Source organism: Lishizhenia sp. (genome assembly GCF_033720595.1).
Lineage (GTDB): Bacteria > Bacteroidota > Bacteroidia > Flavobacteriales_D > Crocinitomicaceae > Lishizhenia.
The window spans coordinates 1-11,943 of sequence record NZ_JAWWCF010000082.1 but is presented as its reverse complement, the minus strand read 5'-3'; the positions used below and the strand labels follow the sequence as shown (position 1 = coordinate 11,943).

At 36.2% G+C, this 11,943-nt stretch carries 11 protein-coding genes; all 11 read left to right on the top strand.

What is annotated here, in order from left to right; genetic code table 11:
* Window positions 1-7 precede the first annotated feature (7 nt).
* The gene (locus R3333_RS14670; protein ID WP_413468679.1) at window positions 8-166 is read left to right on the top strand and encodes an AtpZ/AtpI family protein; all 159 of its coding nucleotides are present in this window, start codon (window positions 8-10) and stop codon (window positions 164-166) included.
* Window positions 156-554, top strand: coding sequence for a DUF6168 family protein (locus R3333_RS07545; RefSeq protein ID WP_318958178.1), 399 nt, complete (start codon window positions 156-158; stop codon window positions 552-554). The genes R3333_RS14670 and R3333_RS07545 overlap by 11 nt, the downstream gene beginning before the upstream one ends.
* A gap of 158 nt (window positions 555-712) precedes the next feature.
* Complete coding sequence (gene atpB / locus R3333_RS07540) at window positions 713-1,879, top strand: F0F1 ATP synthase subunit A (protein WP_318958177.1); 1,167 nt, start codon at window positions 713-715, stop codon at window positions 1,877-1,879.
* A 36-nt stretch (window positions 1,880-1,915) separates the two neighbouring features.
* Window positions 1,916-2,107 carry an ATP synthase F0 subunit C gene (gene atpE / locus R3333_RS07535; protein WP_318958176.1) on the top strand — a complete coding sequence of 64 codons (192 nt, stop codon included), beginning with the start codon at window positions 1,916-1,918 and terminating at the stop codon, window positions 2,105-2,107.
* Between the two features lie 110 nt (window positions 2,108-2,217).
* A complete protein-coding gene (gene atpF, locus R3333_RS07530) occupies window positions 2,218-2,718 on the top strand; it encodes a F0F1 ATP synthase subunit B (protein WP_318958175.1) in 501 nt (166 codons plus the stop codon).
* 4 nt (window positions 2,719-2,722) lie between these two features.
* Entirely contained in the window at window positions 2,723-3,256 is a 534-nt protein-coding gene (gene atpH / locus R3333_RS07525; protein WP_318958174.1) for an ATP synthase F1 subunit delta, read from the top strand.
* A gap of 37 nt (window positions 3,257-3,293) precedes the next feature.
* On the top strand, window positions 3,294-4,868 hold the full coding sequence (atpA, locus tag R3333_RS07520) for a F0F1 ATP synthase subunit alpha (protein ID WP_318958173.1): 1,575 nt from the start codon (window positions 3,294-3,296) through the stop codon (window positions 4,866-4,868).
* A gap of 34 nt (window positions 4,869-4,902) precedes the next feature.
* Window positions 4,903-5,250, top strand: a complete 348-nt coding sequence (locus R3333_RS07515; protein ID WP_318958172.1) for a four helix bundle protein — start codon at window positions 4,903-4,905, stop codon at window positions 5,248-5,250.
* Window positions 5,251-5,273: 23 nt separating this feature from the next.
* Window positions 5,274-6,149, top strand: coding sequence for an ATP synthase F1 subunit gamma (gene atpG, locus R3333_RS07510; RefSeq protein ID WP_318958171.1), 876 nt, complete (start codon window positions 5,274-5,276; stop codon window positions 6,147-6,149).
* 273 nt (window positions 6,150-6,422) lie between these two features.
* Entirely contained in the window at window positions 6,423-7,541 is a 1,119-nt protein-coding gene (locus tag R3333_RS07505; protein ID WP_318958170.1) for a DUF2891 domain-containing protein, read from the top strand.
* 288 nt (window positions 7,542-7,829) lie between these two features.
* On the top strand, window positions 7,830-11,943 hold a 4,114-nt coding region (locus R3333_RS07500; protein WP_318958169.1), incomplete at its 3' end, for an FG-GAP-like repeat-containing protein.

Below are 11,943 nucleotides of genomic sequence, written 5' to 3'. Positions count from 1 at the left end.
GGTATCCATATGGCTGGGAAGTTTAATTGGAGAATGGTTGGATAAAAAATATCCCTCTGAGCACATATCCTATTATAAGGTGGTCACCTTATTTGTAGTGTTTGGTTCCATATATTCCATTATCAGACAAGTAATCAAATTAAGTAATCAAGACGATGAAGAGTAGTGTGGTGAAGCGTATGGTAATTGTTTCTGCAATTATTATAGCGACGCTTTTTTTAGGTGAGATGATACACCTGAGCATAGTAGAGAAGAATAACTTTAAAGTAGATCTTCAAATCAGTAAGCTTTATTACTTCTTCGGATTCGGAACATTATTTACCTATCTCCTTTTGGAGGTAGGTAAAATTTTTGTGCCCAATAAAATATTAATGGTTTTTATTGTTGCACTAACTATGAAGATGGGTGTTTTTCTTGTGCTCTTCTTTGGAGGAGAAATGGATATTGATACCCTGTCAATGTCTACAAGAGTCTCTATTGTAATCCCATTATTTCTTTTCGTCATTATGGAAAGCGTTTTGGCACTTATCGTTTTGCAGCAAGAGGATAAATAACGGAGTCTCTGCGCCTAGCTGTAACAAAACCTAATGTACAAGCTTTTTAATTTCTCGGAAAGCTATCTGTGAATTGAAAAAAAATAGTTTGTATTTCTAATTAATTGTGTACTTTTGCACCAAAATTTCGAAGATATACTTTTATACAGTTGGGAATTATGACACTAGCACAAAATTCTGTCAGGTTTTTTATAGGTTTGATGTTTACGATCGGTACAACATTCGCTTTTGCGAATGAGCAACACGGTCACGAAGGGGAGCATAATGCTCCAGTTCACGCAGAAGCACACGAAGCACACGAAGGGCACGAAGAGGCGCATGGTGAGCATGACGCAGATCACGGTGGACACGGTTACGAAGGAATGATTGATACGCAAGAAGAAATTCAAGCGTACAAAGAGCACCACTTGCAGGATGCACACGATTTCGTTTTATTCTCAGATAATGAAAAAGGTACGCACTTCGGATTTCCATTACCAGTAATCTTATGGGATGGTGAAACAGGGATGCACTTCTTTATGTCATCTAAGTTCCACCACGGAGAGACTGTTGCAGAAAGCAACGGAGCATACTTCAAATTGGCACACGGAAAAGTTGTTAAGACTGACGCAGAAGGTCACGCTGACTTAGGACAACCAATCGATTTCTCTATTACGAAAAACGTATTGGGTATGTTGGTAGCAGGTTTGTTAATGATCTGGATGTTTAGCGCATTGGCAAGAAGTTACAAAAGAGGTCCAGTTCCAACAGGTATTGGAAGAGTATTAGAGCCATTAGTATTATACGTTAGAGATGAAATCGCTCGTCCTAACATCGGAGAGAAGCACTACAAGAAGTTTATGAGTTTCTTATTAACTGTATTCTTCTTCATCTGGATATTGAACTTATTAGGTTTAACTCCATTAGCATTTAACGTAACAGGTAATATTGCAGTAACAGCATGTTTAGCTTTATTCACTTTCGTAATTGTACAGTTCAGCGGTAATAAAAACTACTGGGGTCACATCTTCTGGATGCCAGGCGTTCCTGTACCAATGAAAATCATTTTAGCACCAATCGAGGTATTGGGAATGTTTACTAAGCCATTCTCATTATTAATTCGTTTGTTTGCAAACATCACTGCGGGTCACATGGTATTAATGTCGTTAATCGCATTAACTATCGTATTGAAAGCTCAGTTTGGAGCTGCTGGATCAACAGCGATTTCATTGTTCTTATCATTGTTTATTTCATTGATAGAACTTTTAGTAGCCTTCTTACAGGCCTACATTTTCACGATGTTATCATCACTGTTCATTGGAATGGCAGTTGAGGAGCATCATTAGTAAGTATTTTTTGTTTAATTAATATATAAATTAGCTATGTCGTTAAATTTAATTGGAGCTGGATTAATCGTAATCGGAGCAGGTCTTGGTCTTGGAAACATCGGTGGTAAAGCAATGGAAGGAATTGCTCGTCAACCAGAAGCAGCAAGTAAAATCCAAACTGCAATGATTATCATTGGAGCACTTTTGGAAGGTTTAGCATTCGGTGCTTTAATCCTTGGAAAATAATCCAAAAACAAATTAGAATATTGTGTTGTGGTAAGGGTTGCTTACTACAACACAATTTCTACTAAGAACAAAAAAGAAGAAATTTAGAATAAACCATATACAATTCAATAATGGAGAAGTTAATAGGTGATTTTTCGATAGGCTTGTTTTTCATGCAAGCAATCATCTTAGTAATATTAATATTATTAGCTAGGAAATTTGCTTGGAAACCAATTTTAGAAGGTTTAAGCAAGCGTGAAGAAGGAATTCAAAACGCAATTGAAGCAGCAGCAAAGGCTGAGGCAAAAATGAAAGAATTAACTGCACAGAACGACGTTATGATGCAGGAAGCAAGAGCAGAGCGTGACGCGATGATTAAGGATGCTAAAGCAACAGCAAACGGAATGATCGAGGATGCGAAGTCTAAAGCTTCAGCAGAGGCTGACAAAGTATTAGCTTCAGCAAGAGAAACTATCGCAGGTGAGAAAAATGCAGCTATCGCTGAATTGAAAACTCAAGTTGCTGCAATCGCTATCGAAATTGCTGAGAAAGTAGTTCGTGGTGAGTTAGCTACAGATGAGAAGCAAAAAGCACTTGCATCTAAAATGGCTGAGGACATTAGCTTAAACTAGAATTATGAAAGGGACAAAAGCAGCATCAAGATACGCGCAAGCATTGTTAGAATTGGCAATCGACACGAATAATGTTGATGCAATTCAGGATGATATGAACTTTTTCCTTTCTACTGTTTTAGAAAACAGAGAATTAGAGTTACTTTTGAGTAGCCCAATTGTTAAGGCGGATAAAAAAGTAGATATCTTAAACGCAGTATTTACACAGTTTAATGATATTACGAAAAACTTCGTAGCTTTGATAGCCAAAAATGGTAGAGAAGTTTTATTGCCGCAAATAGCAATGTCTTACGGAGCGAAAGTGAAAGAGCACAAAGGAATTGTTCCTATTTCTATCACAACAGCTACGAAATTAGACGAAGAAGTTAGAGCTCAAATTTTGGCAAAAGTTGGAGAGTCTATCAAAGGCGAATTAGAAGTAGAGGAAAAAATTGACGAATCTCTAATTGGAGGTTTTGTTGTAAGAATGGGAGACAAGCAAATAGATGCTTCAGTTTCTCGTCAATTTAAGGATTTAAAACAACGTTTAACACGATAATTTGGCTTAGCCAAAAGTCAAATAAAAAGGATAAAAGATGGCAGATGTAAAACCAGCAGAAGTTTCTGCAATTTTAAGAGAACAGCTTTCAGGTCACAAATCTGAAGCAGAGCTTCAAGAAGTAGGTACTGTACTACAAATCGGTGATGGTATCGCACGTATTTACGGACTTAACGGAGTTCAATATGGTGAACTTATCGAATTTGATGGTGGTTTAAGAGGTATGGCGTTGAACTTGGAAGAGGACAACGTTGGTGCTGTACTTCTTGGTCGTTCAAGCCAAGTAAAAGAAGGAGATACTGTAAGACGTTTAGGTCAGATCGCATCTATCAAGGTAGGTGAAGGTATGGTTGGACGTGTAGTTGATACTTTGGGTAATCCAATCGATGGTAAAGGTGAAATCACTGGTGAGTTATTTGAGATGCCAATCGAGCGTAAAGCTCCAGGGGTAATCTACAGAGAGCCAGTAACTGAGCCGTTACAAACAGGTATCAAGTCAGTAGATGCTATGATCCCAGTTGGTCGTGGACAACGTGAGTTGATCATTGGTGACCGTCAAACAGGTAAAACAACTGTTGCAATTGACGCGATCATCAACCAAAAAGAATTTTACGACAAAGGAGAGCCAGTTTACTGTGTATACGTAGCAGTTGGACAAAAAGGTTCTACCGTTGCAGGTATAGTTAATAAATTAGAAGCAGCTGGAGCAATGGCTTATACAGTTGTTGTAGCGGCAAACGCTTCTGATCCAGCTCCAATGCAATACTTCGCGCCATTATCAGGTGCAGCGATTGGAGAGTACTTCCGTGATACGGGGCGTCCAGGATTAATCGTATTTGATGATTTATCTAAGCAAGCCGTAGCATACCGTGAGGTATCATTATTATTACGTCGTCCTCCAGGTCGTGAGGCATACCCAGGAGACGTTTTCTACTTACACTCAAGATTATTAGAGCGTGCTGCAAAAATCATCAACGATGATACAATTGCATCTCAAATGAACGACTTACCAGAGTCATTGAAAGGTAAGGTAAAAGGAGGAGGATCTTTAACTGCCCTTCCAATTATCGAAACTCAAGCTGGTGACGTTTCTGCATACATCCCAACAAACGTAATTTCTATTACGGATGGACAGATCTTCTTGGAGTCTGACTTGTTCAACTCTGGTATCCGTCCAGCGATTAACGTAGGTATCTCGGTATCTCGTGTAGGGGGTAACGCTCAGATTAAGTCTATGAAGAAAGTAGCAGGTACTTTGAAATTAGACCAAGCACAATACAGAGAATTAGAGGCCTTTGCGAAATTCGGTTCTGACTTAGATGCTGCAACTAAAGCAGTATTGGATAAAGGAGCTAGAAACGTAGAGATCTTGAAACAAAAAGAAGGAGATCCATACCCAGTAGAGAAGCAAATTGCTATTATCTACGTAGGTACTAAAGGATTGATTCAAAATGTACCAGTGAACCAAGTGAAAGCTTTCGAAACTGAGTACTTAGATTACTTATCAGCGAAACACCAAGACGTTCTTGATACATTAAGAGCAGGTAAATTAACTGACGAAGTAACTGATACATTAGCTAAAGTAGCGAAAGAGATCGCTTCTAAATACTAGATAGTTAAGAGTTATAAGTTAGGAGTTAAGAGTATTGAAGATAAACGAAAGTCCAATAAGAAGCAAAAGTTTTGATTTTGCCGTGGATATCGTAAAATTTTCAAAAGTTTTAAAGGCTAACGAAGAATTCGAACTAGCAAAACAATTAATTCGCTCTGGCACTAGTGTCGGAGCGAATATTAGAGAAGCCCAACGAGGTTTTAGCAGTAAAGATTTTATTCATAAGATGAGTATATCTTTAAAAGAAGCTGATGAAAGCTTGTATTGGTTGGAGTTAATAGAAGTTTCTCTAAAAATTGATACTAAAGAGTTAAAAGATAAGTGTGAAGAGTTAATCAGAATACTTGTTGCGATTATCAAAACGAGTACTCATAACTCTTAACTCAAAAGTCATAACTACATAAGATGGCAAACTTAAAAGAAATAAAAAACAGAATTACATCTATCGGATCTACGATGCAAATTACATCGGCGATGAAGATGGTTTCTGCTGCTAAGTTAAATAGAGCTCAAGATGCAATTACTAAAATGCGTCCTTACGCTGAGAAGTTGCAAGATATCTTGGGTAACTTGAGTGCTACATTAGACCTTTCTGAAAATGCGTATGCGGAGGAAAGAGAAATGAAAAATGTATTGATTGTTGCGGTAACATCGAATAGAGGTTTGTGTGGTGCTTTTAACAACAACATCATTAAAAAAGTAAATGCACTTTTAGCGGGTGAGTTTGCAGCTTGTAATACGAAAGTATTAGCAGTTGGTAAAAAAGTAAATGACGCTTTCAAAAGAAGCGAAATGAACTACAGACCTGAAGGAGTTGGTGAAGCTGATGAAATGTTTAATGATTTAACATTTGAACGTTCTTCAGATTTAGCACAATTCTTAATGGATAGATTTATGGATGGTGAGTTCGACAAAATTGTTGTGGTATACAACAAGTTTGTTAACGCTGCTATGCAGACGGTAGAGAACGAACAATTCTTACCAATTATCCCAACGGTTCAAGAAGATGACGCTGCTTCTACAGAGTACATGTTCGAACCTTCAAAAGCGGGTATCGTTGAAAGTTTGATTCCAAAATCATTGAAAATCCAATTGTTCAAAGCATTGTTAGATTCTAACGCTTCTGAGCACGGAGCACGTATGACAGCTATGCACAAGGCAACAGATAACGCTTCTGAATTGAAGAAAGATTTGACATTGTCTTACAACAAAGCACGTCAGGCAGCAATTACAAACGAAATTTTAGAGATCGTAGGTGGTGCGGAAGCATTGAACGGTTAATCGAAAGTTTTATATATTGAAAGTCCCATTCATTAATTTGGATGGGACTTTTTTTATTTATCTACCAAGGATAGTAACGGCACCCGCTTGGGCTAAAAACACGCGTTTAAAAGGATGGGCAAAGCGACCTCAGAAGCTTTGTACAAGACTATTTAAACATGTTGTTGGCACAAGGGAGTACAGTGGATAGCCTGGTGCCCTTGGAAGGAAATGGAAAGGGCAGGTAGCCCAATGAACGTTATATTTTCTATTTTTAAGCCAAAGTTGATTTTTATGAAAGTATTATTTGGATTTTTTGCCCTGGTATTGGTACTCACTTCTTGCAATATGAATGAGCGCAATAAGCACGTAGAAGAGAAAATGAAAAAATTGCAAGATAGTACAAAGCTCACCTTAGATCAGGCAAATTTGTTGGCGCAACTACCCTTGAATTGTATAGGTCAGCAATATCCTAATAAACCGAGTATGGTGTTGGAGAGTGATAGTTCATTTTCTACGCCACGTGGAGAGCATCCTGCTTTTTATGGATGTTTTGATTGGCATTCTGCAGTTCATGGTCATTGGAGTTTGGTAAAACTTTTAAAGAGTTTCCCTGATTTGGCGCATGCACCTACCATACGGTACCAATTAGAACAAAGTATTTCGAAAGAGAATATAGCCCAAGAATTGGTGTATTTTGAAAAAAAGATCAACAGGAGTTATGAGCGTACTTACGGCTGGGCTTGGTTGTTAAAGTTAGACTTAGAACTGTTAACATGGGAAGATACCTTGGCGGTAAAACTGCGTAACAACCTAAAAGCCTTAACCGAGCACATTGTACAGAAGTATTTAGATTTCTTACCGCGCTTGGAATACCCAGAACGCGTAGGTAAGCATTCTAACACGGCATTTGGCTTGAATTTCGCTTTTGATTACGCAATGGCCGTTGACCACGTAGAACTCAAAAAAGCGATCATGGATAGGGCACGTTATTTTTATATGGATGATATCAAAACCAGTGCTTGTCCTTTAGGTTGGGAACCGAGCGGATCTGATTTTTTGTCACCTTGTTTAGAAGAAGCAGCGTTGATGCAACGCATCTTGCCCCAAGAAGAGTTTAGACCGTGGTTAAAAGCGTTCTTACCAGAACTGTTTGAGAAGGATTTTACGTGGGACACTGGAATTGTTAGTGATAGAACCGATGGTCAACTTGTACACTTGGATGGTTTGAACTTTAGCAGAGCTTGGAATTTACAGAAGTTGGCAAAATTGAATGAATTAAAGCACCTCAACATCATCGCTCGAGAGCATATTGCTTATTCACTTCCTAATTTAGTAGGAGACGACTATATGGGAGGCCATTGGCTGGCAAGTTTTGCAATTTATGCACTGGAAGGTGATTTGGAGAAATAAGATTTTACAAAAAAGTATAGAAAAGCTCGAAGTTGATAGCTTCGGGCTTTTTTGTTTTAATACAATCTTCTATTAATAGATCGTCTTAATCAGTTTTTAATTTTTAAAACTTGGTGATTGTGTATTTATTATGCTTTTGAGGTTCTAAACGAATTTAATGACGATATGTCGGGAGTAAAGGAAATATGCGTAGAAGATCTAAAGCGAATATTGTAGATATAAAGGGTGGGAAAGCTGTAATCTTGTTAAGATTGTTCTAAATTTGTGTTTTGAAAAAATCAGGATTAAATGCACCTAAAACTCTCTTTTGTAAGTCTTTTTTCACTTGTATGTGGAATTGTGTTTGGACAATTTGAAAACAGAACGGTTTTTAATGATATATTTTGGTACCCCGAGACATGTATAGGGGATGTTAACCAAGATGGCCATAAGGATATTGTGGTGAAGAACATTTTGTTGAAGCGAATCGAAGTATTACTTAACGATGGAAACAATGAATTCAATGTCCATCAATACATACAGATTAAAAGTGGTTTAAAATCAGAATTTCGATTGGAAGATCTAAATAACGATGGATTCCCTGAGATAATAACAATGGATTATATCGATGATGGTTGGATAGATCCTTCGAAGTTGGTTGTAATTGAAAATATAAATGGAATTTTTGGTCAAAAGGAAATTCTACAAGGTTATATTGCAGGTAATTTTTCTCCCTATAATCAGGAGAAAAAGCGCATTTTTATTACAGATAAGGAAAATGACAGTTTTCCAGATATAATCCTAGTGGCTGGTTCCGTAATGACTTTTTTTGAGAACAATTCTGGAGTAATATCTTCTGGTGTTAACATTGCTAGTCTTAATTCGAATGAAAGTTCTAGGGCTGATTATAAGTTTTTAGACCTTAATCAGGATGGTTATGAAGACATATGGACAAATACTAGAGCTTCCAATGATTCAGTATATATTTATTTTAATGATTCGATTGGTTATACCAGACAAGCAATAGCACATTCAACGGCCAATTATTATGCTACATTTTCCTATGAATTAGCAGATATAAATGGTAATAATACAACCGATTATATTCGATTCTCAAATAATATTTTAAATGTTAGATTTGATAATCTAACAGATTCTTTATTTCCACCATATTACACAAGCAATTATATACAAAGTTTTCCTATATCAACATCTATGAGTGGTGTACAAGCTGCGGATTTAGATTTAGACGGTGTGGATGAATTAATTAGTACCTCTAGAGATACAATTTTTAAATTAAAATATAATGGTACCGAGTTTATAAAAGAGCCAATTTGGGGACAAGTCAATGGTTCATTGAATATGTATGGACTCCCTTTTTCGATGTCAGATTATAACGTTTCATTAAATGATATAGACTCAGATGGTGACATGGATATTTTGGTTACGAATTATAGAAAAAGAGAACTTTTTTGGCTAGAAAATCAAAATGGAAATTCTTTTATCTATCACGAAATATATAATAACACGGGGCAAATTATAAAAGCAATGGGTATTGATATGGATGAGGATGGAGTTAAAGATCTCGTTACCTTTTCCAAAAGTTTACGTGGGTTATCGTATTATGCATCATCGAAGCACAATTTGCTTACCAATCAGGTAACAGTTGCCGATATAAATACTTTAAACTTTCCATCGGATGAAATAAAGGTGTTTGACGTCAATAGTGATGGGCGAGAAGATTTTGTTTTTGCATCGTATAATACATATACCAATATAAACGATACACTAATTTGGATTGAGAATGACGGTCCAAATGGTGTGTTCCCAGTTCATACATTACCATTTTCTATGTCTGTAGACTTTTATTCTTTTGAAGACGTAGATAGTGATGGTGACCTTGATATATTATTTATAGGAGAGGATGATAAACTTCGTTTACGCGTGAATAACGGAAATATGGTTTATTCTACGGACGTTTTACTTGTAAATGATGTTGTTGAAAATTATGCAGTTCATGACATGAATAATGATGGTTATAGGGATATTATTGTTTTGCAAGAAAATGGAAGTTTCACTCCGGCTGATCATGATATGAAATATCTCATGAATGATGGTAATAATAATTTTACATCCTTATCAAATCCTAAATGTAATACAGCAGAAAATGTATATTTCGGAGATTTAAATGCTGATAATGCAATTGATCTAGTGGTACCTAGGGGGAGTTGGGGTACTTGGATTTTTGTGAATGACGGAAATGGGGAGTTTACAGATTCTGTTTATTTATCGAATTTAAACGATTTCGCCATGCAAATTGAAATTAAGGATTTCGACATGGATGGATTAACGGATATTCTTTATTTTAAGGGGAATGGTTCTGTTGATTCAGAACTGAAAATATTTAAGAATCAGGGATCTTTAAACTTTACGCAGGAAATTTTGGACGGGTGGTTTATGCAACCTAAATACGATTACGTATTAGATGATTTTAATGGGGACTTATTACCAGATTTGGTCGTCTATCAAGATAGACCTTGTGATTCCATTATAATATGTAAGAATTCAGGGAATTATAGTCCATTTTCAATATCAGGAAGGGTATATTATGATCAAGATAGTAATGGTGTTTATAATTTGAATGAACCGCTTGTATCTCATATACCTATAAATAAATATTATTTACAATCGGTATATACTGATTCTTTGGGGGTATATACCTTTGGAGTTCCAGAAGGGAATCATCATATTTTTCCGGGTTTTGATACCACCGTATTTGAATTAATCTCAGATTCTCTATCCTACACAGTTTATTCAGATTCAACCCAACCGAACATTCAAGGTTTAGATTTTGGAATTCGACCAAAATTGGATATGAGTGTAATGGGAACCATGAATGCTCTTGCTTTAAAATGTGATACAGAATACAAGCAGGTGTTGACCTTGAAAAATCGAGGAGTAAATGAGTTACATGGAATGCTATCCTTCACCTCTGATACTTCTGTTTCTATTTTGGATGCTGTTCCTATGTTTGACTCAGTTGCCAACAATGTTTATTATTGGATGTATGATAGTTTAGCAAGTTTTGAAGAGCTATTGGTGGAGGTTTACATTGAAACTCCCAATTTCACCGCAATAGGGAATTATTTGACTCAGGAATTAGACATAATAGCATATGATTCATCTAATACTCAAAATATTTCCATTCACGATGAATATACATCTATGCTTACTTGTGCTTATGACCCGAATAATAAAGTGCCTTCATACATGGGGTACACCTCAAAAGGGTATTTTTTGGATACACTTCAATTCTTAGATTACACAATTAATTTCCAAAATACGGGTAATGATACAGCTACAAATATTGTAGTGGTAGATCAATTGTCGCCTTATGTTGTTTCTGATGGGTTACAAATATTATCTACATCCCATAATTGTGTTGTGGAAATTGATGAGAATGATATTGTTCGTTTTAAATTTAATAATATCAATTTACCAGATACAGGGGCGAATTATTACGAAAGTATGGGGTTTGTTAAGTATAGAATCCCTATCATTCCTAATATTGCTCCAAATCAGGTCATAAAAAATAAGGCTAGTATTTATTTCGATTCCAATCCTCCCATTCATACAAATGAAACTAAACATGAGCTTTTTATGTGTGATTGGGTTGAAGGTATATTGCCAGTTGATTCTGTCTACTGTGGTGATTCAATTCTTGAAATAGAACTTACAGGGGATTATGTAGATGATGTAAACTGGACCTTTAACTCAGTACTCGTAGATTCTACTTCTAACTTATTGTTCATCGATAGTATAGCACAAGGAACACATTTATTAGAAGTGAATTATGGAAATCAACTATGTAGTTTCGATAGTTTATTTAGCTTAAATTATCATGTTATTCCAACCTTAGAAATTGACACGGTTTTAGATCTTGATATATGTGAAAATGATTCCTTGTGGATAAATGCCACCACCACTTTGGAATGGTATTCTCAAACTACAAATTCTACAGTAGACTCAAGCAGTTACCTTGTTCATGAAACGGATGAAATTATTCTTACACGTAATGATGGTGTATGTTTAAATAAAGATACGCTTTTGGTGGTTCAGCACCCTCAACCTGTTGCAGAGATTTTAGATGTAAACAATCAGATTTGTTCTACAGATTCAGTGATGCTAATAAGTACTCAGCAGTATGGAAATACATGGAGTTACAATTATCAGGAAGAGGGGAGTAGTGATACAATTTGGGTGAATTTAGCAGGAGAATACACCCTTGTTCATACCTCTAACTATGGCTGTGAATCTGAAATGGATACTTTCACATTAATTACAGACCACATAGAGGATTATAACCTTTATCCAAGTTCATTAGTTAATGCTTGTGAAACAGATGATGTTTGGCTTTCCATTT

Coding starts and splice junctions, on each gene's coding strand:
- R3333_RS07545 (WP_318958178.1), top strand. CDS start 156: ATGAAGAGTAGTGTGGTGAAGCGTATGGTAATTGTTTCTGCAATTATT.
- atpB (WP_318958177.1), top strand. CDS start 713: ATGACACTAGCACAAAATTCTGTCAGGTTTTTTATAGGTTTGATGTTT.
- atpE (WP_318958176.1), top strand. CDS start 1,916: ATGTCGTTAAATTTAATTGGAGCTGGATTAATCGTAATCGGAGCAGGT.
- atpF (WP_318958175.1), top strand. CDS start 2,218: ATGGAGAAGTTAATAGGTGATTTTTCGATAGGCTTGTTTTTCATGCAA.
- atpH (WP_318958174.1), top strand. CDS start 2,723: ATGAAAGGGACAAAAGCAGCATCAAGATACGCGCAAGCATTGTTAGAA.
- atpA (WP_318958173.1), top strand. CDS start 3,294: ATGGCAGATGTAAAACCAGCAGAAGTTTCTGCAATTTTAAGAGAACAG.
- atpG (WP_318958171.1), top strand. CDS start 5,274: ATGGCAAACTTAAAAGAAATAAAAAACAGAATTACATCTATCGGATCT.
- R3333_RS07505 (WP_318958170.1), top strand. CDS start 6,423: ATGAAAGTATTATTTGGATTTTTTGCCCTGGTATTGGTACTCACTTCT.